The 23900-nt window shown below is 64.3% G+C and carries 22 protein-coding genes, 1 tRNA gene and 1 pseudogene; 10 read left to right on the forward strand and 14 right to left on the reverse strand.

The genetic code is table 11. The features are described 5' to 3' along the window. The first annotated feature begins 121 nt into the window (after positions 1–121). The 4 genes from NXT3_RS13645 (at position 122) to NXT3_RS13660 (ending at position 3380) form a co-directional block, all read left to right on the forward strand. Positions 122–1435 (forward strand): sugar ABC transporter permease, encoded by a 1314-nt coding sequence (locus tag NXT3_RS13645; RefSeq protein ID WP_097525190.1) that lies wholly within the window; start codon positions 122–124, stop codon positions 1433–1435. A gap of 15 nt (positions 1436–1450) precedes the next feature. Then, the gene (locus NXT3_RS13650; protein ID WP_104839520.1) at positions 1451–2236 is read left to right on the forward strand and encodes an ATP-binding cassette domain-containing protein; all 786 of its coding nucleotides are present in this window, start codon (positions 1451–1453) and stop codon (positions 2234–2236) included. A gap of 262 nt (positions 2237–2498) precedes the next feature. Beyond that, a tRNA-Arg gene (locus tag NXT3_RS13655) sits at positions 2499–2575 on the forward strand. Between the two features lie 550 nt (positions 2576–3125). After that, positions 3126–3380 (forward strand): DUF718 domain-containing protein, encoded by a 255-nt coding sequence (locus NXT3_RS13660; RefSeq protein ID WP_097525188.1) that lies wholly within the window; start codon positions 3126–3128, stop codon positions 3378–3380. 163 nt (positions 3381–3543) lie between these two features. Here the strand turns inward: NXT3_RS13660 and NXT3_RS13665 are convergent, their stop codons facing one another. Further along, positions 3544–4434: a LysR family transcriptional regulator gene (locus tag NXT3_RS13665; protein WP_104840001.1), complete on the reverse strand. Its 891-nt coding sequence runs from the start codon at positions 4432–4434 to the stop codon at positions 3544–3546. 214 nt (positions 4435–4648) lie between these two features. Here NXT3_RS13665 and NXT3_RS13670 point away from each other — a divergent pair, with 214 nt between their 5' ends. Further along, the gene (locus NXT3_RS13670; protein WP_104839521.1) at positions 4649–5566 is read left to right on the forward strand and encodes a DMT family transporter; all 918 of its coding nucleotides are present in this window, start codon (positions 4649–4651) and stop codon (positions 5564–5566) included. Here NXT3_RS13670 and NXT3_RS13675 read toward each other — a convergent pair. The 4 genes and pseudogenes from NXT3_RS13675 to NXT3_RS13690 form a co-directional block, all read right to left on the reverse strand. Next, a complete protein-coding gene (locus NXT3_RS13675; RefSeq protein ID WP_097525186.1) occupies positions 5560–5919 on the reverse strand; it encodes a DUF488 domain-containing protein in 360 nt (119 codons plus the stop codon). The two genes, NXT3_RS13670 and NXT3_RS13675, sit on opposite strands and share 7 nt — an antisense overlap. A gap of 66 nt (positions 5920–5985) precedes the next feature. Next, positions 5986–6414 carry an EF-hand domain-containing protein gene (locus NXT3_RS13680; RefSeq protein ID WP_104839522.1) on the reverse strand — a complete coding sequence of 143 codons (429 nt, stop codon included), beginning with the start codon at positions 6412–6414 and terminating at the stop codon, positions 5986–5988. Between the two features lie 214 nt (positions 6415–6628). Continuing rightward, the gene (locus NXT3_RS13685; protein ID WP_037414731.1) at positions 6629–8059 is read right to left on the reverse strand and encodes a pyridoxal phosphate-dependent decarboxylase family protein; all 1431 of its coding nucleotides are present in this window, start codon (positions 8057–8059) and stop codon (positions 6629–6631) included. A 32-nt stretch (positions 8060–8091) separates the two neighbouring features. Further along, a pseudogene (locus NXT3_RS13690) lies at positions 8092–9529 on the reverse strand (FAD-binding oxidoreductase). Positions 9530–9761: 232 nt separating this feature from the next. Between NXT3_RS13690 and rfbF the strand changes: the two are divergent. Genes rfbF through NXT3_RS13705 form a run of 3 tightly spaced genes read left to right on the forward strand, consistent with a single transcriptional unit; the run spans position 9762 to position 12828 of the window. Beyond that, positions 9762–10529: a glucose-1-phosphate cytidylyltransferase gene (gene rfbF, locus NXT3_RS13695; RefSeq protein WP_037414727.1), complete on the forward strand. Its 768-nt coding sequence runs from the start codon at positions 9762–9764 to the stop codon at positions 10527–10529. Further along, the gene (gene rfbG / locus NXT3_RS13700) at positions 10526–11596 is read left to right on the forward strand and encodes a CDP-glucose 4,6-dehydratase (RefSeq protein ID WP_097525182.1); all 1071 of its coding nucleotides are present in this window, start codon (positions 10526–10528) and stop codon (positions 11594–11596) included. The genes rfbF and rfbG overlap by 4 nt, the downstream gene beginning before the upstream one ends. Beyond that, complete coding sequence (locus tag NXT3_RS13705; RefSeq protein WP_097525181.1) at positions 11596–12828, forward strand: class I SAM-dependent methyltransferase; 1233 nt, start codon at positions 11596–11598, stop codon at positions 12826–12828. The genes rfbG and NXT3_RS13705 overlap by 1 nt, the downstream gene beginning before the upstream one ends. 98 nt (positions 12829–12926) lie before the next feature. Here the strand turns inward: NXT3_RS13705 and NXT3_RS13710 are convergent, their stop codons facing one another. The 3 genes from NXT3_RS13710 to NXT3_RS13720 are packed head-to-tail and all read right to left on the reverse strand — an operon-like array spanning position 12927 to position 15036. After that, entirely contained in the window at positions 12927–13703 is a 777-nt protein-coding gene (locus tag NXT3_RS13710) for a cephalosporin hydroxylase family protein (RefSeq protein ID WP_097525180.1), read from the reverse strand. Positions 13704–13717: 14 nt separating this feature from the next. Next, positions 13718–14548 carry an NAD-dependent epimerase/dehydratase family protein gene (locus tag NXT3_RS13715; RefSeq protein WP_104839523.1) on the reverse strand — a complete coding sequence of 277 codons (831 nt, stop codon included), beginning with the start codon at positions 14546–14548 and terminating at the stop codon, positions 13718–13720. Then, a complete protein-coding gene (locus NXT3_RS13720) occupies positions 14548–15036 on the reverse strand; it encodes an acyltransferase (RefSeq protein ID WP_037414717.1) in 489 nt (162 codons plus the stop codon). The genes NXT3_RS13715 and NXT3_RS13720 overlap by 1 nt, the downstream gene beginning before the upstream one ends. 105 nt (positions 15037–15141) lie before the next feature. Between NXT3_RS13720 and rfbC the strand changes: the two genes are divergently transcribed. Continuing rightward, positions 15142–15675, forward strand: a complete 534-nt coding sequence (rfbC, locus tag NXT3_RS13725; RefSeq protein WP_037414716.1) for a dTDP-4-dehydrorhamnose 3,5-epimerase — start codon at positions 15142–15144, stop codon at positions 15673–15675. Between the two features lie 292 nt (positions 15676–15967). Here rfbC and NXT3_RS13735 read toward each other — a convergent pair whose 3' ends face one another. The 6 genes from NXT3_RS13735 to NXT3_RS13760 are packed head-to-tail and all read right to left on the reverse strand — an operon-like array spanning position 15968 to position 22307. Further along, complete coding sequence (locus NXT3_RS13735) at positions 15968–16723, reverse strand: ABC transporter ATP-binding protein (protein ID WP_097537967.1); 756 nt, start codon at positions 16721–16723, stop codon at positions 15968–15970. Continuing rightward, the gene (locus tag NXT3_RS13740; RefSeq protein WP_104839524.1) at positions 16720–17553 is read right to left on the reverse strand and encodes an ABC transporter ATP-binding protein; all 834 of its coding nucleotides are present in this window, start codon (positions 17551–17553) and stop codon (positions 16720–16722) included. Before NXT3_RS13740 ends, NXT3_RS13735 begins: the two co-directional genes overlap by 4 nt. Further along, positions 17550–18482 carry an ABC transporter permease gene (locus NXT3_RS13745; RefSeq protein ID WP_104839525.1) on the reverse strand — a complete coding sequence of 311 codons (933 nt, stop codon included), beginning with the start codon at positions 18480–18482 and terminating at the stop codon, positions 17550–17552. The genes NXT3_RS13740 and NXT3_RS13745 overlap by 4 nt, the downstream gene beginning before the upstream one ends. Then, a complete protein-coding gene (locus NXT3_RS13750; protein ID WP_097525175.1) occupies positions 18479–19522 on the reverse strand; it encodes an ABC transporter permease in 1044 nt (347 codons plus the stop codon). The genes NXT3_RS13745 and NXT3_RS13750 overlap by 4 nt, the downstream gene beginning before the upstream one ends. Positions 19523–19563: 41 nt before the next feature. Continuing rightward, complete coding sequence (locus NXT3_RS13755) at positions 19564–21204, reverse strand: ABC transporter substrate-binding protein (protein WP_037414692.1); 1641 nt, start codon at positions 21202–21204, stop codon at positions 19564–19566. 47 nt (positions 21205–21251) lie between these two features. Then, positions 21252–22307 carry a dipeptidase gene (locus NXT3_RS13760; RefSeq protein ID WP_037414690.1) on the reverse strand — a complete coding sequence of 352 codons (1056 nt, stop codon included), beginning with the start codon at positions 22305–22307 and terminating at the stop codon, positions 21252–21254. A 341-nt stretch (positions 22308–22648) separates the two neighbouring features. Here NXT3_RS13760 and NXT3_RS13765 point away from each other — a divergent pair, with 341 nt between their 5' ends. Beyond that, positions 22649–23872 carry an alpha/beta hydrolase gene (locus NXT3_RS13765; protein WP_037414707.1) on the forward strand — a complete coding sequence of 408 codons (1224 nt, stop codon included), beginning with the start codon at positions 22649–22651 and terminating at the stop codon, positions 23870–23872. Positions 23873–23900: the final 28 nt, after the last annotated feature.

Genomic DNA, 23900 nt, shown 5'->3' on the forward strand with positions numbered 1-23900 from the left:
GCAACGGAACCCGTTGCGGCGTTTGCATGAGGTCGGAATGGTCTGGCCGCACGGTGCTATGATAGCGGCACGCCGCGCAAACGACCGGCAAATGCATGAAAACAAGTGGGGGACGGCGGCCATGGCCGATACGACACATACCGCACATTTCAACCGCACCCGCAGCGCGGAGGAAAGCCCGGTGAAGCGCTTCTTCCGCGCCACCGAAATCGATACGCGCCTGCTCGGCATGGTCGGCGCGATGCTGATCATCTGGATCGGCTTCCATTTTCTGTCCGGCGGCCTGTTCCTGACGTCGCGCAACCTCTGGAACCTGTCGGTGCAGACAGCCTCGATCGCCGTCATGGCGACCGGCATGGTGCTGGTCATCGTCACGCGCAACATCGATCTCTCGGTCGGCTCGATTCTCGGCTTCGTCGGCATGATCATGGGCGTGCTGCAGGCGGAGCTCTTGCCGCAGCTCCTCGGCTTCAACCATCCGGCCACGTGGATCATCACCCTCTTCGCCGGCCTGTTGCTGGGCGCCGCGATCGGCGCGCTGCACGGCGTGATCATCGCCTTCCTCAACGTGCCGTCCTTCATCGTCACGCTCGGCGGGCTGCTCGTCTGGCGCGGCGCCACCTGGTTCGTGACGAGCGGCCGCACCGTGGCGCCGATGGATTCCACCTTCCGCCTGATGGGCGGCGGCACCGAGGGCTCGATCGGCGCGACGGCGAGCTGGATCGTCGGCCTCATCGCCTGCGTCGCGATCGTCGCCAGCATCATCCACTCGCGCAGGCAGCGCAAACGCTTCGGATTTCCGCGTCGCCCGATCTGGGCCGAGTATTTCCTGTCGGCGGTCGGCTGCGCCCTCGTGCTCGGCGCTGTGGCGATCGCCAATAACTACGGCTGGCCGGTCAACATCGCCCGCAAATACGCCGACGCCAACGGCATCGCCTGGCCGGACGGCGGCCTTTTCATTGCCCACGGGATTGCCATTCCCGTGCTGATCGCCATCCTGATCGGCATTATCATGACCTTCATCTCGACGCGCTTGCGCTTCGGCCGCTACGTTTTCGCGCTCGGCGGCAACCCGGAAGCGGCCGAGCTCGCCGGCATCAAGACCCGCTGGGTCACGGTCCGGATTTTCGCGCTGATGGGCATGCTCTGCGCCGTTGCCGCGGCGATCTCGACGGCCCGCCTCAACGCCGCCACCAATGCGCAGGGCGAGCTCGACGAGCTTTATACGATCGCGGCGGCCGTCATCGGCGGCACCTCGCTTGCCGGCGGCATGGGCACGATCGCCGGCGCCATGCTCGGCGCTCTCGTCATGCAGTCGCTGCAGTCGGGCATGGTGCTGCTCGGCATCGACTCGCCGCTGCAGCGGATCGTCGTCGGCATGGTGCTCGTCACCGCCGTCTGGCTCGACACCGTCTACCGCGCCCGCGCCAAGTAATCAGGAGTTCGAACAATGACTGAACAACGCACTCCGCTCGTGGAAATGAAGAACATTTCCATCTCCTTCGGCGGCATCCACGCGGTCGACAACGCCTCCGTCGACCTCTATCCCGGCGAGGTCGTCGCCCTTCTCGGCCATAACGGCGCCGGCAAGTCGACGCTGATCAAGATCCTCTCCGGCGCCTACCGGCGCGATGCCGGCGAGATCCTTATCAACGGCGAGCCGGCCGACATCAACAACCCGCGCGACGCCAAGAATTACGGCATCGAGACGATCTACCAGACGCTTGCCGTCGCCGACAATGTCGACGCCGCCGCCAACCTCTATCTCGGCCGGGAGCTGCGCACCCCCTGGGGCACGCTCGACGACGTGGCGATGGAGGCGAAGGCCCGCGAGGTGATGGGCCGCCTCAACCCCAACTTCCAGCGCTTCAAGGAGCCGGTGAAGGCGCTCTCCGGCGGCCAGCGGCAATCGGTGGCGATCGCCCGCGCCATCCTGTTCAACGCCCGCATCCTGATCATGGACGAGCCGACGGCAGCGCTTGGGCCGCAGGAGACGGCGCAGGTCGGCGAGCTCATCAAGCAATTGAAGCGCGAGGGCATCGGCATCTTCCTGATCAGCCACGACATCCACGACGTCTTCGACCTTGCGGACCGCGTCTCAGTGATGAAGAACGGCCAGGTCGTCGGCCACGCCCGCACCGAGGACGTCACCAAGGACGAGGTGCTCGGCATGATCATAATGGGCAAGGTGCCGGCCAAAGCCACCCCCGGCCCCGGCGCCATGCAGATGGCGTGAGGATTGAGCGGCCGACAGGCCGAAGCAGGCCCCGAGCACCGCTCCGGCCCGAGAAATCCGCTCCCGCCTCGATGCCGCATCCCCCGGGATGCGGCATTTTTCTTGGGCGGGCGGCGCGCGCCGAGCGATGCGCCGCGACCACAGCTTCCGCGCGGAAATCGAATTTCCCCTACACTCTCTTGCAATTGGCCATTGAAGCGGCACGCAAGCTAGGCTAAGAACCGCTCACAGCCTGCTTCGGCGGCCCTTGCCGCCAACGGATGCACCCGTAGCTCAGCTGGATAGAGTGTTGGATTCCGATTCCAAAGGTCACAGGTTCGAATCCTGTCGGGTGCGCCAGTTTTCCTGTCTCCCACCCAGTGCGCCAGCACGCGCCACCGATCATCCAGGCCGTCAGTCTTGCAGCGGTTGAAGATCTCATAGCCGGTCTAGCGCGAGATGGCGAACTCCCGGCACACGTCGCCCAGCCTGGGCGACAAATCGAGGGTTCCTCCATCACCGAAGTCGCTCTCCACGGCGTCAACTCCTCCCGCGCAAGCGAGAAGTGTTGCCCATGCTCCGGTTTGCCGGCATAGGTTCCAGTCGCATCTTTACAGCGGAACCGCGATACCACACTGTCCGAGCATTACACTGCGCTGGAGTGCGATTATGGGGCTTGTTGAAACCGTAGCCTTCGTCAAATCAGGCGACCTCCATTCTTAATCTGCAAATGCACTTGGTTCGCTTTTTGCACTATTCGCCTCCCTGAGTTACGCTATTGTGAAGCAGGCACCGGAGCCGATGCGAGACTATCACCCCCAGTACATACCGGCTCCTCTTGCAGTCTCACTCACCCACCGAGGCAATCACGACCGCGTTCAACGTCGTTCGTTTCAAGGTTAAGCCCGGCATGGAGGACGGCTTCCTCGACGCGCACCGAAACATCGCGGCGAGCTGGGAAGGCATGCGTCACGCCAACATCGTCAAGACCGGCGAGGGGCGCTTCTGCATCATCGTCGAATGGGAGAGCATGGAGGCGCTGGCCGCCAGTCGGCCTCAGATGATCGCCACGCTCGACAGCTTCCGCGAGTCGCTCGAGGACCTGGGCGGCGGATTGGGCGTGACCGACCCGGTCGCGGGACCGGTGGTTCTTTCGTTGAAATAAGGCCGGACGGATGTCGCGCGGCCATAGCCGGTCGACGATGCGCGTCCCGTCCCCGCCTCCGACGCCTCGTTGTCGCACTTCAACTGGAGTGATGCCATCCGATCCCCCGCGAGAGATCCGAGGGTGGCCGTCCATCCCCACTCCGGCGACACCATGAAACCTCTCACACCGCAATTTGCAGCCTCCCATAACGGCTGACTTCTACCTCAATCTCCCTTACCAACGTTTCCAGTGCCGTGTTCCGCGGCTTGCGGGCGCGCCGGACCACGTAGGCGAGATCCGGGGGCTTGGGAAAGTCCTTGTCGATGATCTCCATGTCGGCTCTGAGGTGCCGCTGACTTAGAAGCGCGACGCCGAGCCCCGAGGTGACGGCCGCGGTGATCCCCGCCGCGCTTGAGCATTCGAACACCGTCTCGAACACCGTTCCCTCGTCCTGCCCGAGGTCGATGCCCCAGCGCCGGTAGAAGCAGTTGTCATCGAAGGAAAGGAACGGGATTGCCCCGCCCTTGGGCAAGGTCAGCTCGGGCGATTTGACCCAATGCAGGGTCTCGCGGAAGAGCAGGAGATCGGTCGGCCGGACCTCGTGCTGGAACACCTGGATGATGGCGGCATCGAGCGCCCCTTCGGCAAGCAGTGCCTGCAGGGTGAGGCTCATGCGCACTTGCGTGCGGACCGTCACCTCCGGGTGGAGCCGGCGAAACCGGCCGAGGATGCGCGACAGGTCGGTGCAGGTCGTATCCTCGGTCATTCCAAGAGCGATCTTGCCCTGCAGGGTGCTTTTCGACAGGCTCAGAATTGCCTCATCATGGATGCCCAGAATGCGTCGCGCATAAACCAGAAGGTCCTGACCAGCCGTCGTGAATATCGGCGCGTTTGGTTTCCGGCTGAGAATTTCGCAATCGAGGCTCGTTTCCAGTCGCCTGATCTTGTGGCTGACGGCAGACTGCGACAGGCCCAGAACCTCGGCCGCGCGCGTGACACCGCCGTGTTTCTCGATCGCGACAAGCGCCCGCAAAGAGTCGACATCCAGACGGCGCGTCATCACCCCAGCCATGACGATCCCCATTCGCAAACGAAACGTAGGTGTCAAATTCTGACGCAAAGCCGGCATTAAGGCAAATTCTTATGCCGAATTTCTTGCCCTGCTCATGGCCTCATCGAAATTTGTCATGTGCGGAATATGGCCGTTGACATAGATCTCTCGGGAATACCGCCCACGACGCGCTTCCGGCGCAACGGGCGAGCCCCTTGGAATCTACAGAGGCCCCATGACAGTGCGCGCTTTCCAGACCCGACCGCATCGCCTCCTATGGCCGATCATGGCAGTAGCACTCGTCGCAAGCTGGAGTTCCGGCTTCGTCGGAATCCGCTATGCCAGCGAGAACGCCGACGTGATGCTGGTCCTGTTCTGGCGGACCCTTATGTCGGGACTGATCCTACTGCCATTCGCCCTCCTGATCGGACCACGGATCAGCGCACGCGCCGTGGTCCAGCAGGTGGTGTTCGGCGTGGCGATGATGTTCCTCTATCTGGGCGGGTTTGCGCTTGCCATCGGCCAGCGGGTGCCGACGGGACTTGTGGCACTGATATCGGATCTTGTCCCTCTCGCCATTGCAGCCCTGTCGCAGCCGGTTCTGGGGCATCGATTGAGCGGAAGACAATGGGCGGGTACGGCTCTCGGCGCGATCGGAGTGCTTATCGCCTCGGCCGACAGCGTAAGTCTCGGAACGGCGCCGATCTGGGCCTACGTCCTGACGGTTGCCTCAATGCTGGTTTTCGCACTGGCAACGGTGGTACAGAAGCGAATGGGAACGATCAACATGCCCATCCACCAAGCCCTGTGCATCCAGTGCCTGACGGCAGCGGTCCTCTTTGCGGCTGCCGCCGGATGGAATGGTGAGCTGATGCCGCCTCTCGACGGCCGTTTCGAGTGTGGCATCGCTTGGCTGGTGCTGTTTTCGACCTTCTTCTGCTACGGCATCTACTATATGAGCCTTCGACTCTACGCCGCCGCGGAGGTCAGTAGCGTGCTCTATCTCAGCCCACCGGTGACGATGCTCTGGGCATGGCTGATGTTCGACGAGCCACTTTCGATGCTGATGTTCCTTGGCCTGACAGTGACACTGTTCGGTGTCTGGCTCACCTCGTCACGGGCGGCATCACGGCAAATGCGTGCTTCCTACTGATCCCTCTCCAGCCACGCCTTCAGCGCCACCGCATTGTTATGGCTCTCGTCGCGCGCCGCATAGAGCAGCGTCACCGGCCCTTTCTTGAGCTGATCGCGCAGCTCTTTCACCGCCGCCTGCGCCGCCTCGCCTTCGAGCTCCTTGGCATAGGCTTCGCAAAACGCCTCCCAGTCCTCCGGCTTTCCGTGGAAGCGCTTGCGCAGCGCGTCGCTGGGCGCGATGTCCTTCAGCCAGAGGTCGATCCGCGCCTTGTCCTTGGCGACGCCGCGCGGCCAGAGGCGGTCGACGAGGATGCGCGTGCCGTCCGACGCTTCCGGCGCCTCGTAGACGCGCTTCAACTTGAATGACGTCATCCGCCCTCGCAACATCCTGGGGCCGGTGACGGCCGGCCCTGCAGCAAGGAACGTAGCGGACGGTCGCTAGTTGTGGAAGTAGGTCTGGATTTCCTCAGGCGTCGCCTTGCCGTCGCGGTTGACGTCCACCTTGTCGAAGATCCGTTTGTGGATGGTGCTGATCTCCTCGAAGGAGAGCGCGCCGTCATTGTCCGCATCGGTGATGGCGAACATGATCTTCATCATCTGCCGGTGCATCATTCCGGCCCGCATCCGGTTGCCGTGCCGCATCCGGTCGCGCATGCGCTCGCCGCGCCTGCCGTCGCGCCAACCGTCGTCGCGCTGCATGTCCGGCTGATCCGCCTGGGTGTCCTGATCCTGGTCGGGCGGTTCCTGATCGGGCGCTTGCGCCGCCGGCGGAGGGGGTGCGGGCGTCTGCGCGGCGGCGAAGCTCAAAGGGCTGACGATCATCAGCGCGGCAAGCGCGGCCGCGATTGGCGGTCTCATCGGTGACATGGGAATTCCTCCTCCCGTTCGATCAAAGTCAAACTGGCCGGGTGAAGCGGCCTGGCCGGCCTTGGCACGGCCAAGCCGTCGCGGTCGTCCTGCGCCCGTTCCAAAAGCTGATAACCACAGCCGCGGCAGAGAGGTTCCCCGCTATGGTCGCGATCCGTTCGACGCCGCTGGATCCTTCCGCTGGCGCGGGAATGTGGATGCCTAGATGCCGCGGTCACGAGCCGGCGCGTTCGCCGGTCGTTCTGACAGCCCTCCAGGCGGCGATGATCGCGTCCGCGGCCGTGTCTCCAGCGCTGTCGTAGGTCAGCCATGTGATGACCGAGACACGCATCACCTTTCGTCCGCGCCAGCTGGCGCCGCCGGCAAAGCAGACGCCGTCGGCCTGCAGCCTTTCAATTGTCTGTTGCGTCAGCCGGTCGGCCTCCTCGTCCGGTCGTCCCGCACCGAAGCGGAGCATGAACTGGTTGAGCACGATCTCATTCAGGACGGTGATGCCCTCTTCGCCGCTCAGCCGCTCGGCCATGGCGCGGGCGACCCGGCAATGGCGCTCGACCATGGCGGCGATGCCTCTTCGGCCGAGATGCCTGATCATCGCCCAGGTAGCAAAGCCGCGGGCGCGGCGCGACAATTCCGGCACGAAATGGCTCGGGTCGCGTTCGCCTTCGTGGCTCGGCGGCAGATAGCTCGCCGCGATCGTCATCGCCCGGCGATGCGCCTCCTCGTCGCGGATGATGGCGTAGCCGCAATCATAGGGCGTCTGCAGCCATTTATGGCCGTCCGTCGCCCAGGAGTCGGCTTCATCGGCTCCGTCAGCGAGCGCGCGCTTCGGCGGACAGGCGCGGGCCCAGAGCCCGAAGGCGCCGTCGACATGGACCCAGGCGCCGATTCGCCTGGCGACGGGGATGAGAGCGGCGGAATCGTCAAAGGCGCCGGTGTTGATCTGCCCGGCCTGGAGGATGACGATTGCGGGGCCGGTGACCTTGGCCGACTGGTCCTCGAAATCCGATACGCTGATCCGGCCGAATTCGTCGGTCTTCAGGCGAATGACGCGGTCGTTTCCGAGGCCCAGAAACTGGAGTGCGGAGAAAACCGTCGCATGGGCGTCGTCGCCGATCAGCACGGTGATCGGCGGCGCGCCGAAGAGACCCTGCGCCTCGGCGTCCCAGCCGACGCGCCGCAAGACTTCGCCGCGCGCCGCGGCAAGGCAGACGAAATTCGCCACCGTCGCCCCGGTGACGAAGCCGACGGAACATGTCCGCGGCAGGGCGAGGAGGTCGAGCAGCCAGCCCGCGGCGACCGCTTCCGCTGCCGCGGCCGCTGGAGCGGCATGGTGGTTACCGGCATTCTGGCCCCAGGCGCTGGTCAACCAGTCGGCCGCGACCCCGACCGGATGCGAACCGCCGATGACCCAGCCGAAGAAGCGCGGGCCGGTCATGACGTGAAGCCCGGGCTCCGCCTTGGCGGCAAGCGTATCAATCACCTCGGCGCCGGCTGTCCCCTCCTCCGGAACCGCTTCGCGGAACGCATCAAGCGATCCGAGATAGGAGACCTCAGGGCCTTGCCGGCGATCGGAGATCGTCTCGCGAAACCGCGCGGCGTGATCGGCCGCGCGGCGAAAAAGGTCACGGACCGATCGGTCATCCATGCGGCCTCTCCTTCAGCTTGCGTAACCCTTGGTCATGCCGCTCCGGCCAGTTCGCTCGGCCGCACGTTCTGGTTCATCCGGAACAGGTTTTGGGGATCGTAGCGGCGCTTGACCTCGACGAGGCGACGGTAGTTGCCGCCATAGGCCGCCTCGACGCGGTCGCCCTCGTCCTCCGGCATGAAGTTGATATAGGCCGTGCCGGCTGCATGGGGCTTGGCCGCCTCGAAGAGCCGGCGTGCCCACGCGATGCAGGCCTGATCCATTGAGGGTTCGCGCCAGCGGGCATGGACGTTCATGATGAAATGTGAATTGCGCTGCGGAAAGGCGGTCTCCTCCACCGCAACCCGGCCGGCGGCGCCGCCGATATGGGCGATGAAGATCTCGCATTCCGGCCCCGGCAATTGGCGGATCGCATCGGTGAGGATGCCGATCGTCTGGTCGGAAAGCTCCATGAAGTCATGGCTCTTCCAGTAGTTGCGGGCGCCGGGCGAAAGCAGCGGATCGAAGGCCTGCTGCCAGGCGACGAAGGGAACGGGACCGACGACATCGGCGATCGGCTCGCCGATGGAACGCAACTCCGCGGTTGGCTTCTCGCCTGCTTCGGGATCGCCGCAATAGCACATCGCGAGCGCGAGGATCTCCTTCCCATGCCATTCCTCGGGCAGGAAGGGCAGCGGCGGCGCCTGCCGCATCACCACCCAGCAGGTGAGCTCGTCCGGAGCGTTTTCCAGGGCCTGCCGATACTGCCTGAGGACGTTTTCGGCATCGGCGAAGGGATGCACGACCAGCCCCGCGACAACGTCCGGGCCGAGTTCGTTGAGCGCGAATTCGAAGGCCGTGACGACGCCGAAATTGCCGCCACCTCCCCGCAATGCCCAGAAGAGATCGCGGTGTTCCGTCTGGCTGGCGCGCAGCAGCTCGCCATTGGCGGTCACCACATCGACCGAAACGAGATTGTCGATCGTCAATCCGAATTTGCGCGTGGTCCAGCCGAAGCCTCCCCCGAGCGTCAGGCCGGCGATGCCGGTGGTCGAGTTGATGCCGGTCGGCAGCACCAGGCGGAAGGCCTGGGTTTCCTTGTCGACGTCGGCAAGCGTCGCGCCTGGCTCGACCCACGCGCTTCGTCGTCTGGTCGACGCGCACCGATTTCATCGGCGAGAGGTCGATCATCAGTCCACCGTCGCAAACCGCATTGCCGGCGATATTGTGACCGCCGCCGCGGACGGAGAGGAGCAGCTGGTTCTCCGCCGCGAAGCGAACCGCATTGATGACGTCGGAGGCGCCGGCCGCCTGCACGATCAGGCCGGGCCTGCGGTCGATCATCGCGTTCCAGACGGTGCGCGCCTCGTCATAGGCCGGGTTGCGCCCGTCCAGCACGCGGCCGCGCAGCCGCCCCGCAAGGACCTCGACGGCCGCGGCGCTGATGCTTGTCTTTCCTGCCTGCAGATTGGTGAGGCTCATATCATTCATGATTCGATCCTCCCTCGGTGAACCATGCCCCAGCGCGCGGCATTCTGCGCCTTTGCCGGGCACCCGGCAAGCGACGCCGCCCGCCGGGCGGCATACTCATTTCGAGTTAGCCGGCAGAGCCGACCAACCCGGTTCCGGCACCGCAATTGTTGCAATCAGGCTGAAAATGCTCCAATGAACCGCCGGAACGCCGGCCATAAGGGCGGCAGATTGGGTAGAGGCAGGTTAGGGCATGAAGGTCGTCATTCTCGCCGGCGGATACGGCACCCGCATCTCCGAGGAAAGTCACCTGAGGCCCAAGCCGATGATCGAGATCGGCGGTCGGCCGATCCTCTGGCACATCATGAAGATCTATAGCCATTACGGCTTTACCGATTTCGTGATCTGCCTCGGCTACCGCGGCTACATGATCAAGGAGTATTTCTCCAATTACATCCTGCACTTGTCCGACGTCACCTTCGACATGGCCACGGGCGAGACGATCTACCATTCGAGCAAGGCCGAGCCCTGGCGGGTGACGCTCGTCGATACCGGGGCGGAATCCATGACCGGCGGGCGCCTGAAGCGCGTCGGCGAATATCTCGGCGACACGTTCTGCCTCACCTATGGTGACGGGGTCGCCGACATCGACATCCGGGCGCTCACCGATTTCCACCTTCGGCATGGCCGCGAGGCGACCGTCACCAGCGTCGTGCCGCCGGGACGCTACGGCGCGCTGGCGATCGACTCCGGCAAGGTGCAGAGCTTCATCGAGAAGCCGGCGGGCGACAACGGCCGGATCAATGGCGGCTTCTTCGTGCTCAACCGCGCCGTGCTCGACCGCATCGATGGCGATCACGTGGCGTTCGAGAGCGCGCCGCTCGAGGCGCTGGCGCGCGACGGCCAGCTGATGGCCTTCCCGCATGACGGCTTCTGGCGTCCGATGGATACGCTGCGCGACAAGAACCAGCTCGAGGAGCTCTGGCAGCAGAACCGCGCCCCCTGGAAGCTCTGGTCATGAGCCGCCTGCCCGATCCGGATTTCTGGAAGGGAAAGCGCGTCCTGCTGACCGGTCATACCGGGTTTAAAGGCAGCTGGGCCGGCCTGTGGCTCAAGAAGATGGGCGCCGAAGTCACCGGCTACGCCCTGCCGCCCGCTTCCGACCCGTCGCTGCATGCGCTTCTCCATGCGGACGGGCTGCCGGACGGGCAGTTCGGCGACGTCCGCGACGGCGAGGCGCTTGCCGCCGTCCTGCGCAAGAGCGAGCCGGAGATCATCCTGCACATGGCGGCCCAGCCGCTGGTGCGCGAGAGCTATGCGACGCCCGCCGAGACCTTCGCCGTCAATGTCATGGGCACGATCCGGCTGCTTGAGGCGGCGCGTGACGTTCCCTCGGTGAAGGCGATCCTCGTTGTGACCACCGACAAGGTCTATCGCAACGACGAGAGCGGCAGGCACTTCCGGGAGAGCGATACGCTCGGCGGACACGACCCCTATTCCGGCTCCAAGGCAGCCTGCGAGGTGGCGGTCGCGACCTGGCGCAGCGCCTTTCTCCAAGAGCGCGGCATCCGCATCGCCACGGCGCGGGGCGGCAACGTGATCGGCGGCGGCGATTTTTCGGCCGATCGGCTGGTGCCGGATATCGTCCGCGCCGCCCTTTCCGGCACCAGGCTCAATATCCGCAGCCCGCTCGCGACGCGCCCCTGGCAGCACGTACTCGATTGCCTGAACGGTTACTTCCTCTTCGCCGAAGCGATCTATAATGGCGCGAGCGCGGTCGATGCCCTGAACTTCGGCCCCTCGCCCGCCGAACCGCAGATCCCCGTGCGCGATGTGGCGAACGCCATCCAGGCGGCCATGGGGCTTGAACCCGAATGGGACGACGTCTCGTCGCAAAAGCAACCCCGCGAGATGCAGACGCTCGGCCTCGACCCGGCGCTTGCCGGCGAAAGCCTCGGCTGGCGCGCCCGGTTTACCCAGCGGCAGGCGATCGAATGGACCGCCCGCTGGTACGACGGCTGGCGCCAGGGCAAAGCCGCACTGCCGCTGACGCTTGATCAGATCGACGCATTCACGAAAGGCCGCTGATGTCTCACTCCTGCCGCTTCTGCTCGAGCCCGCTTGAAACCGTTGTCGCCGACCTCGGCGTCACACCCTGGTCGAACTCGTTTCTGGAGCCGAGCAAGGAAGCGATCGCGCGGGAAAAAGCCTTCCCCTTGAAGGTGATGGTCTGTTCGGAATGTCTGCTCGTCCAGACCACCGAAACGGTGCCGGCGGACGAGATCTTCAACGCCGATTATCACTATCTTTCGTCCTTCTCGACGAGTTGGCTGGACCACGCGCGGCGCTATGCCGAAAAGATGACCGAACGCTTCGGCCTTGAAGGCACGTCGCAGGTCGTCGAGGTTGCCTCGAATGACGGCTACCTGCTGCAATATTTCGCCGCCAAAGGGATACCCGTGCTCGGCGTCGAGCCGGCCGGCAATGCCGCCAAGATCGCCGAAGGCCGCAACGTGCCGACCCATGTCGCCTTTTTCGGCCGCGACACCGCCAACGAGCTCGTCGGCCGCGGCATCCGCGCCGACCTGACGGCCGCCAACAATGTCCTCGCCCATGTGCCGGATATCGCCGATTTCGTCGGCGGCTTCGCGATCCTCCTGAAGCCGGACGGCGTCGCGACCTTCGAGTTCCCGCATCTCTTGCGCCTGATCGAGGGCATCCAGTTCGACACGATCTATCACGAGCACTATTCCTATCTCTCGCTCGTGGCCGTCGAACGCATATTCGAGGCCAGCGGCCTGAAGGTCTTCGACGTCGAGGAATTGCCGACCCACGGAGGCTCGCTGCGCATCTTTGCCCAGCCGGCAACCGGCACACGGGCCGCGACCGACGGGCTTGCGAAGGTGCGGGCGGACGAGGCGAAGGCCGGCCTTGCGGATATGGAGGCCTACATCGCCTTCGGCAAACGGATCGCCGCCGTCTGCGAGGGTTTTCGGACGTTTCTGGAAAAGGCGAAGAGCGAGGGCAAGCGGGTGGCAGCCTATGGCGCGGCCGCCAAGGGCAATACCTTCCTCAATGTTTGCGGCGTGACCGCGGCCGATATCGACTTCATCGTCGACCGCAACGACCTGAAACAGGGCAAGCTCTCGCCGGGCAGCCATATTCCGATCTACGAACCGGCCAGGCTCGAGGCGGCGAAGCCCGACTACGTGGTCATCCTGCCCTGGAACCTGACCGACGAGATCGTCGATGCGCATGCCTATATTCGCAGCTGGGGCGGCCGCTTCGTCGTCGCCATCCCGGAAGTGCGGGTGATTTGACCCGGCGGCTCGGCGCAGCGGGGCCGAAAGCAAAAGGGGCCGTCGCTGTCGCGAACGGCCCCCTCTTCAATTGCTGTGGTGATCCCGTCGCTGCACGGTTATAGCCGCTTCAGGAACCCGTCCGGGGCAACCGTGACCATCAGCTTGTTCTGAACGGACCTGTCGATCTCGAACTCCGGATGGGTTTGCAGATACTCATGCACCGCAGTCTTCGGGTTGTCGCCAACGTCCCAGGGACGGTCGCTGAAGAAGCCGGCCGGCAGGTCCTCGACCAAAGTGTCGAACACGACGCAGTAGCAGCCGGGCGTCACCAAGGGCGCATAGGCCTCGAGCTCAGCAAGCACATGCGCGTGGGTATGCATGGAATCGAGGCAGACCATGACGCGCTTGTAGCCAGCCGAGGCCTCGCGCACCTGTGCGACGATCTCGGGGTCGATGGCCGAACCCTGGAACATCTGAATGCGGCTCGCCATCGGGTGGCTTTCGATCGCCTCGCGATTGTGGGCGCGTATGTCGATGTCGATGCCGATCACCTTGCGCTTGGATTGGCTGGGATCCAACGAAACGCCCGCTTCGATGGCATCGCACATGTCGAGCATGGCAAGCAGCGAGGCGCTGAGGATTAGCGAGCCGCCATGGGCGATGCCGGTTTCGATGACCAGATCGGGACGCGTCGCCCAGATCAGTTCCTGCATCGCCACGATATCCTGCGGATACTGGATGATCGGACGGCCGAGCCAGTCGAAATTATAGACATAGCGCTTGGCCATGGTGGCTTCGCGCCACTGATCGGAGAGCGCCTGGAAATCGCCGTCGCGGCGATAGCTTTCGATCGTCGCCACCCGTTCGGAGCGGAATTGTTCGATAGGGTCCATGTCAGGTCCTGTCTTCATGTGGAAGGCCGCGGATCGGTATCGGGCCCCGATCCGCTCATGCCCAGGATTTCAGAGATGCGCTCTAGCACAGGTGTGGCGGCAAAAGCGAATTCCTCTTTCACCCGTTCATTGGAGATCGGCGCAAGAGAAACGGTCGGCGCCTCGTCGTTTACAGCAACGGTGCATCCCGTGCGGGATTGAATTGCCGCGCACCAGTCCGCGTGGCTGGTCTGCCCGCCGCTTGCCGCGTTGTAGACCGTGTGACGCCCCTGCTCAGCGATGCGGAGCAACAGATCGACGGCATCGTCAATCCAGATATAGTCCTTTGCGGAATCGAGCGCCGTCTGGAGCTGGATATGGCCCGCCTTCGCCTCTCGGCAGAGCGCCCCCAGGAACGTATCCGCCTGTGCCTCCTTGGGGCCGACGACGTTCGACAGCCGAGCCACCCGCACATTCTCGCGTCCGGAGGCAAGGCAGATCGCCTCCCCCGTCAGTTTCGACAGATTGTAGAGGTCCGAGGGATTGAGCGGCGACGCCGACAGATGGGCAGTCTCGCGCGTATCCTGGCCGTTCGCGTAAACCCGCGTCGAGGAAAGATAGAGAAAGGAGGAAAACGCGTTGTGGCGCAAGACGTCGGCCGCGAGCGACACATGCGCCTCGATCGTGTCGAACGGCCGGGTACGAAAGTCGGCGGTCAGGCCGATGGCATAGATGACATGGCCGAGATCCCTGCCGGCGAGCGGCAGGTCGGCCCGGGCGGGGACATCGACGACATGTCCGAGCGCGCGCAACCGGCGGACCAGGTTGCGCCCGATGAAGCCGGAACCGCCGAGAACCGTGAACATCACGACCTCTCGCCGAGCCGGCGCAGCGGATTGCCGCCGCAGATCGTGTAAGCGTCGACCTCGCGGCGGACGATCGAGCCGGCGGCAATGACGCAGCCTTTCCTGAGAATGGCGCCGTCGAGGATCACCGAATTCGCGCCGATCCAGACATCCTCCTCGACGACAATGCCGCCGCGGCTCGGCTGGAACCCCTGTTCGCGGATCAGGCGATCCCTGTCCTTGAAGCCGTGATTGACCGGGGCGAAGGTGCAATTGGCGGCGATCAGCACGTTGTCGGCGATCCGAATGCCGTTGCCGGTATAGAAGACGCAGCCGCTATTGACGTAGCAGAAGCGGCCGATCGTGAGGTCGCCCGAGCCGCCTGCCGGCTTGATCTTGACGAAGCTGTCGATGACCGACGCCTCGCCGACGACGATCCGCGTCCCGCGAACGGAATCTTCGATGTCGCTGAGCGGGCTGATCCTCGCCGTCGGATGCACGTCGATCATGGTGGCTCCATTGTCGTTCGCCCTCTTTTCCAGTTACCGCTTGCCGCGTCAACGCTTGATCGTGCAAGAAGCGGTTCGAAATAGCACCACCTCGCGAGGACCCTTATGTCGCGCTTCAACCGTATCCAGACCCCTCTGCCGGACCTGATCGTGATCGAGCGCAAGAAGGCCGGTGACGAACGTGGTTTCTTCTCGCGCTTCTTCTGCCGTGACGAGCTGCGCGATTTCGGCGCAGACGGCTGCGTCGCCCAGATCAACCACACTTTGACGCGCATCAAGGGGGCGATCCGCGGCATGCATTTCCAGCGGGCGCCGCACGACGAGACGAAATTCGTCTCCTGTCTTTCCGGCGCCGTCTTCGATGTGGCCGTCGACATCAGGCCGGATTCACCGACCTATCTCCAATGGCACGGCGAAATCCTGAGTGCCGAAAACGCCCGCTCGATGATGATCCCCGGCGGCTTCGCGCATGGCTTCCAGACGCTGACCGAAGACTGCGAGCTTCTCTACCTGCACGACAAATTCTATGCGCCGGAGGCCGAAGGCGGCCTCAATCCGCTCGATCCACGCCTCGCCATCGCCTGGCCGCTCGAGGTGACGCAAATGTCGGAGCGCGATCGGGGTTTTGGCTTGCTCTGAGCGGGAAAGCGGGTGTGGATAACCCCTCTGCCCTGCCGGGCATCTCCCCCACAAGGGTGGAGATTGGCAAGACGCCAAGCCCCTGCTTCAACTTTCAGACAGCATTAATCGCGAAGTAGAGGCGGCGCGATAAGCCCGTAGCCCAATCTGCGGCGTTGCCGACCGGCGAAAGCGTCGACCCTTGCCGATCTCCACCCTTGTGGGGGAGATGCCCGGCAGGAAAGAGGGGGGTTCTAGCCTCGGCAGCTCCGAGACGCCGCTTTACTGTATCTGAGGATCGCCAACCGGAAGTTTACGCCGTCTTCCGTCGAAACCCCTTGCTCGCCACCATCAGGTTGCGCGTATAGTCCTCGGCAATGCGGCCGGCGACGAGGTCCGCTGACGTCAGCCGCTCGACCACACGGCCGCCCTGCATCACCGCCAGCCGCTCGCACATATGGGTGACGACGCCGAGGTCGTGGCTGACCATGATGAAGGTCAGCTTGCGGTCGCGGCGCACCTGTTCGAGCAGGTTCAGCACCTCGGCCTGGACCGACGCATCGAGCGCCGACGTCGGCTCGTCGAGCAGCAGGATCGAGGGCTCGAGGATCAGCGCCCGGGCGATGGCGACGCGCTGGCGCTGGCCGCCGGAGAGCTGATGCGGGTAGCGGAAGCGGAAGCCGGAGCCGAGGCCCACTTCGTCGAGCGCCTTCAGGATGCGGCGTTCGCCGTCACCGATGCCGTGGATCGCCAACGGCTCCACCAGCTGCCGGTCGATGGTCTGGCGCGGATGCAGCGAACCGTAGGGGTCCTGAAAGACCATCTGGACGGCGCGGTAGAACGCCTTGTCGCGGCGCGCGCCGCGAAGCTCGCGCCCCTCGACGCGGATCGTGCCTGCGCTGACCGGCGCGAGCCCGGCGATTGCCCTCAGCAGCGTCGACTTTCCCGAGCCGGACTCGCCGACAAGCCCGAAGGATTCGCCGGCCTCCACGTCGACGCTGGCGGTGTCGAGCGCTCGGAAATCGTCATAGACGACGCTGAGGCCTTCGACGGAGACGGCCGCGGTCATAGCGCCCACTCAGGCTTGCGGTCGAGAACCGGCAAGGGATGGCGGCCGGCACCGATAACCGGCATGCAGTTCAAAAGTCCCTGGGTATAGGGATGCTTGGCGTTGCCGAGCTCCGATGCGGCGATCTCCTCGACGATCTTGCCGGCATACATGACGAGCACCCGGTCGCAGAAGGACGAGACCAGCCGCAGATCGTGCGAGACGAAGATCAGTCCCATGCCGCGCTCGGCTACCAGCCTGTCGAGAATCGACAGCACTTCGAGCTGCACCGTCACGTCGAGCGCCGAGGTCGGCTCGTCGGCAATCAGCAGTTCCGGGCCGGCGACGAGCATCATGGCGATCATCGCCCGCTGGCCCATGCCGCCCGAGACCTCGTGCGGATAAAGGTCGAAAACGCGGGCGGGATCGCGGATCTGCACCGCCGCCAGCATGTCGAGTGCCCGCTTGCGCGCCTCCGCACGGCCGACCTTCTCGTGGCGTTGCAGTGTCTCGACGATCTGCCGGCCGATGCTCATCACCGGGTTCAGCGAGTATTTCGGATCCTGCAGGATCATGGCGATGCGCTTGCCGCGAAGATCGCGCCGAAGCTTCGGCGGCGCCGAGAGGAGGTCGATACCGTCGAAGGCGAGCCGCTTCGCCGTGACTTCCGCATGCGGCGGCGTAAGGCCCATGATCGCCCTGCCCGTCTGCGATTTGCCGGAGCCGCTCTCGCCGACGATGCCGAGGCGCTCGCGTGCGAGCGTAAAGGAGACCCCGCGCACCGCCTCGACGACACCGGTGCGGGTCGGGAACCGGACGCGAAGGTCTTCGACAGTCAGCAAGGCGCTCATTGCCCGCTCTCCCGCGGATCAAGCGCGTCGCGCAGGCCGTCGCCGAGCAGGTTGAAGCCGAGGCTGACGATGAGGATGGCGATGCCGGGCATGGTGGCGACCCACCACTGGTCTAGGATGAAGCGGCGGCCGGAGGCGATCATCGCGCCCCATTCGGGAAGCGGCGGCTGTGCGCCGAGGCCGAGGAAGCCGAGGCCCGCCGCCGTCAGGATGATGCCGGCCATGTCGAGCGTCACGCGGACGATCAGCGACGACATGCACATCGGCATCACGTGCCGCAAGACGATGCGCGTCGGCGAGGCGCCCATCAATCGGACGGCGGCGATGTAGTCGGAATTGCGCACGGTCAGCGTCTCGGCGCGGGCAATGCGCGCATAGGGCGGCCAGGAGGTGATCGCGATGGCGATCACGGCGTTTTCGATGCCGGGGCCAAGCGCCGCGACGAATGCGAGCGCCAGTACGAGCTTCGGAAAGGCGAGGAAAATGTCGGTGATGCGCATCAGGATCGCATCGATCCAGCCGCCGGCATAGCCAGCGGCGGCGCCGACGACCAGGCCGACCGGTGCGGCGATGATCGCGACGAGCACCACGACGGCGAGCGTCAGCCGCGAACCGTAGATCAGCCGCGACAGGATGTCCCGGCCCTGGTCGTCGGTGCCAAGCAGATAACCCTCGCTGCCCGGCGGCAGCAGCCGCGCGCCGGCGAGATTGCCGATGACCGGGGAATGCGGCGCGAGGAGATCGGCGAATGCGGCGACGATGCAGAGGCCCAGGAGAATGAGCAGGCCGACCACCGCGAGGCGGTTCGCCGAGAAGCGGCGCCAGGTCATGTAGGCGCGGCCGAGGCGCGCCTGCAGCCGCGACTGCGGCCGGTCGGAAAGCAGCCATTCGCGGCGCGTCAACGGGCGAGTTTGCGTGGCAATGCTCATCGGGCGCGCGTCCTCGGGTCAAGCGTCCGGTAAAGCAGATCGGACAGGAGATTGATGCCGATGAAGACCGAACCGATGATGATCGTGCCGCCGAGAACGGCGTTCATGTCGGCATTCTGCAGCGAATTGGTGATGTAGAGGCCGAGCCCCGGCCAGGCGAAGACGGTCTCGGTCAGCACCGACCCCTCGAGCAGGCTGGCATAGGAAAGCGCGATCACCGTGACGAGGGGCACGGCGGCATTGCGCAGCGCATGGCCCCAGATGATCCGTGCCTCGGAAAGCCCCTTGGCCCGAGCCGCGACAATATACTCCTGCTGCAGCTCGTTCAGCATGAAGCTGCGGGTCATCCGGCTGATATAAGCGAGCGAAAAATAGCCGAGCAGCGAGGCCGGCAGGATGATGTGCCGGAAGACGTCGCGCAGCACATCCCATTGCCGCTGCCAGAGCGCATCGACGAGATAGAGGCCGGTGATCGGCGAGAACGTATATTCGTAGACCACGTCGATACGGCCGGGATAGGCGACCCATTTCAGCCGCGCGTAGAAGACCAGGAGTGCGAGCAGCGCCAGCCAGAAGATTGGCACGGAATAGCCAACAAGCCCGATGACGCGGACGATCTGGTCGGCAATGCTGCCGCGTTTGACGGCGGCAAGGACACCAAGAGGAACGCCGATCGCGGCGCCGATCAGCGTTCCAAGCGTCGCAAGCTCGATCGTCGCCGGGAAGACGCGGCGGATGTCGGTCATCACCGGATTGGTTGTCAGCACCGACACGCCGAAATCGCCCGAGAGCGCCTGCCGGCAGTAAAGAAGGAACTGCTGGTAGAGGGGCAGGTTGAGGCCCATCGCCTCGCGGGTCCGTTCGACCAGGTGCTGCGGCGCCCGGTCGCCGAGAACAGCCAGCGCCGGGTCGATCGGGATGACGCGGCCGATGAAGAAGGTGACGGCAAGAAGACCGAGATAGGTGGTCGCCACGACGACGACAAACTGCAGCACCGTGGCAACGGCCTTGCGGGAACGGGCGCGCCGGCGCCCGCTCATTCGCACTGTATCGCTCATGCTCAAGGGAATGGTCCTCTCGACTATTCCTTGGAGACGTTCCAGACGTAGTTGGTGTCGAAGCTCGGACCGAGCTTGAAGCCCTTCAAGTTACCCCGAAGACCGGCGACCTCCGTCTGCTGGAAGATGATTACGAAGGGGCTGTCGTCGAGAACGCTCTTCTGCAGTTCCTTGTAGATCTCCGCACGCTTGGCGCTGTCGCGCTCAAGGAGTGCTTCCTTGGTCTTCTTGCTCAGTTCCGGAACGTCCCAGGCATTGCGCCAGGCGAGCGTCTTGTTCGTACCCGCATCGGAATTGTCCGGATTGTTGGTGAACGTATCGGCATTTGAATGCGGATCGAAATAATCCATGCCCCACTGGCCGATATACATGTCGTGATTGCGGGCGCGGTACTTCGTCAACGTCTGCTTACCGTCACCCGGAATGATCTCGAGCTTGACGCCGGCCTGCCCCAGCGTCTGCTGGAAGGATTCGGCAATGCCGGTGACCGGCTGGGTATTGCGCACGTCCATGGTGACGGTGAAGCCGTCCGGATAGCCGGCTTTGGCCAGCAGTTCCTTCGCCTTGGCGACGTCGAATGTATAGGGGTTCTCGTTCAGAGCACCGAGCACGTCTTTCGGCAGGAAGCTCTGGTGGATCTCGCCGATTCCCTTGATCAGCGTGGCGCCGATCGCGTCGTAGTCGACCAGATACTTGAAGGCCTTCTGCACCTCGGGCTTTGCGAGCGTCTCGTTCTTCTCGTTGAGGCTGATGTAATAGACCGTGCCCTTAGGCGCGCTGGTCGTCGCCAGATCGGCGTTCTTCCCGACCGCCTCGTAGTCGCCCGGCTCCAGATTGCGGGCAACGTCGATATCGCCGGCCTCGAGCGCCAGCCGCTGGCCGGAGCTTTCCTTCATGTGCCGGTAGATGACCCGGGCGAGCTTGGCCGGCTCGCCGTAGTAATTGTCGTTACGCTCCAGCACGACCACTTCGTTGGCCCGCCATTCGCGCAGTTTGAAGGGGCCCGAGCCCGCGTAGCCGGTTTTCAGCCATTCATTGCCGAAATCGTTGTCGTACTTGTAGTCCTTGGTCGGTTCGACGGACTTGACGTGTTCGAGCACCAGCTTCTTGTCGACGACCGAGGCGACGGTCGCGGTCAGGCAGTTCAAGACGAAGCTCGGTGCGTAGGGCTGGTCGACGGTGAAGACGAAGGTATGCTCATCCGCCGCCTTGGCCTTCTCCGTGACGTTGTCTCCGCTGAGGCCGAACTGGGTGAGGATGAAGGCCGGGCTCTTGTCGAGCTTGACGGCTCGCTCGAAGGAATAGGCGACATCCTCGGCGGTGATCGGATTTCCCGACGCAAACTTCATGCCCTGCTTCAGCTTGAACGTATAGGTGAGGCCGTCATCGGAAACGGTCCAGCTTTCCGCAAGGTCGCCGACCACCTTGGACGTATCGTTGAGGTCGAGACGGACGAGCAGGCTGTAGGTGTTGCTGGTCACTTCCGCGGTCGAAAGCTCGAAGGCTTCGCCCGGATCCATGGTGATGATGTCATCGAAGGCGAACCCCTCGACCAGCGTGTCCTTCGGCGTTTCGGCAAATGCCGGCAGGGCGGCACCCAGCGCGAGCGCAAGCGCCGCGGAAGCAGTCAGAAGTCGAAAACGTCCATTGAGCTTATGCATCATTTTGCGCTTCCCTCTATCTAGCCCTTTCCGGGCTCTTCTTCATGGGTTCAGGCAGCCTCGTGCCAAGCCTGTCCCAGAACTCTAAGCCAGTTGCCGCGGCATATTTTTTCCAGCTCGCGGTCACCATATCCGGCGCTCTTGAGCGCGGCAACGAGCTTCTGATTGCCTGCGGCATCGGCGATTTCCTCGGGTATCGTCGCGCCGTCGAAGTCCGATCCGAGCGCGACGCAATCGATACCGACACGCTCGACCATATAGTCGATGTGGCGCACCATGTCGGAAAGCGGCGTGGCCGCATTTTCCTGCCCGTCGGCGCGCAGCATGGTCGTCGCATAGTTGAGGCCGACCAGGCCGCGGCTCTCACGGATGGCATCCAACTGCCTATCGGTCAGGTTGCGGGCGACCGGCGTCAGTGCGTGGGCATTGGAATGGCTGGCGACGAGCGGCTGATCGGTGGTTTCCGCCACATCCCAGAAACCTTTCTCGGTGATATGGGCGAGATCGATCAGGATGCCGAGCCGGTTGCAGGCCTGGATGAGTTCAAATCCCGCTTCCGTCAGACCCGGTCCCGTGTCGGGCGACGAGGGATAGGCGAAGGGCACGCCATGGCCGAAAACATTGTGGCGGCTCCAGACCGGTCCGAGCGACCGCAAGCCGGCCGCATGGAAGGTCTCGAGTGCGGCGAGATCCGGCCCGATCGCCTCGCAGCCTTCCATATGCAGGACGGCCGCAAAGATGCCATCGGCCATTGCCTCGCGGATCTCGGCGGTCGAGCGGCAGAGCCGCCAGGCGCCCGCCCGGTCGAGCCTCATCGCGATGTCGGCCAGCTCGATCGCCGTCGCGAGCGACGGCATTCGGTCGAGCGGCACCGATAGCGGCGTCACGTAGTGGCCGTTCTTGTCCGGGGTTCTGAGCACCAGATCGCCCGATGGAATGTAGATGGCGCATAGGCCGCCTGCGAGGCCGCCCGCCTTGGCGCGCGGCATGTCGATATGGCCCTTGTCGGTTCCCTCGATGAATTCGGCTATCGGGTCGCTCCCGCCGCGCGCATGCTGCCAGAGGCGCAAAAGCACATCGTTATGGCCGTCGAAAACCGCCTGCATTCCCTCTATTCCTTTGGTATTTCAGGGAGATCGGATGGATCATCCGCTATCGCCGCACCCCGGTCAGGATAGGCGCGATGCTATTGAAAGATATCCGCCATTTCAATGAATATCCGGGGGATTCTCCGCCTGCGCATTGTAGCGAAAGCTTGCATGCACGCCACGGCAGGATGGAGCGGAGACCATGCGGGACGATCAGAAAAATCTCAGGCGGGGTGTCGCGCCAAGCAAAAATCTGCCATTGCTGTCCGATGGTCGCCGGTCATGACGACCGGTCGCGAGTTGTGCTCATGAGGGGGCTCGGGGTGCCGTCGATCGCTGATGCAAGCCTGGCTGCGCGGATGAACCGCGTCCTGCTTTGCCTGGGGCTGATGCTCTGCCTTGCCGGCTGCGGCGGGCGCCCGGTCGGCGTGCTTGCTCCCTCCGGCACCGCCGCCGGGGCCTCGCAGGTGGACCTGCTCGTGGCGACCACCCGCGCCCAGTCGAATGATCCTGGCATCCTCTTCACCGGCGAACGCGCCCCGGAGCTCTCGCTGACCGAAATCGTCGTCTCGATTCCCCCGGAGAAGAACCGCAAGGTCGGCCAGGTCCAATGGCCGAAGAGATTGCCAGCCGATCCGAGCCGCGATTTCTCCACCGTCAGCGTCAAACCGCTGGAGCCCGGGGCGGAGACGCAGGCCTGGCTTCACGGCCATCTGCCGAAGAGCCGACGCGTGCTGATCTTCGTCCACGGCTTCAACAACCGCTTCGAGGACGCCGTCTACCGCTACGCCCAGATCGTTCACGATTCCGGCGCCGATGTCGCGCCGGTCATCTTCACGTGGCCGTCGCGCGCCAGCATCTTCGACTATAACTACGACAAGGAAAGCACCAACTATTCGCGCGACGCGCTGGAAGAACTGCTGCAGCGAGCCTCGAAGAACCCTTCCGTCGGCGAGATCACACTGATGGCCCACTCGATGGGGTCGTGGCTCACCGTCGAGGCGCTCCGGCAGATGGCGATCCGCGACGGCCGCGTCGCCCCCAAGATCACCGACGTCATTCTCGCCTCGCCCGATCTCGACGTCGATGTCTTCACCAAGCAAATGCAGGCCATGGGCAAATCGCGGCCGAAATTCACCCTCTTCGTCTCCCGCGACGACCGGGCACTGACCGTTTCGCGGCGGATTTCCGGTAATATCGACCGGCTCGGGCAGATCGATCCCTCAGTGGAACCCTATCGCAGCCAGCTAGAGCGGGCGGGCATCACGGTGCTCGACCTGACGGCCCTCAAGGGCGGCGACCGCCTCAACCACGGCAAATTCGCCGAAAGTCCGGAGGTGGTGCGGCTGCTCGGCAACCGGCTGATTGCCGGCCAGACCGTGACGGATTCCGATGTCGGCCTCGGCGAACGGGTTGGCGCCGTTGCGCTCGGCACTGCCCAGACCGTCGGCAGCGCCGCAAGCGTCGCCGTCTCGACGCCGATCATGATCTTCGATCCGCGCACCCGACAAAATTACAACGCGCAACTGCGACGCTTCGGCCAATCGGTGGAAAACACCGTTGGTTCGACCGTCGCACCGTAGGGCGAAGCGCTCCGCCAAAGCGATGGCA

The sequence above is a fragment of the Sinorhizobium fredii genome (assembly GCF_002944405.1).
GTDB lineage: Bacteria > Pseudomonadota > Alphaproteobacteria > Rhizobiales > Rhizobiaceae > Sinorhizobium > Sinorhizobium fredii_C.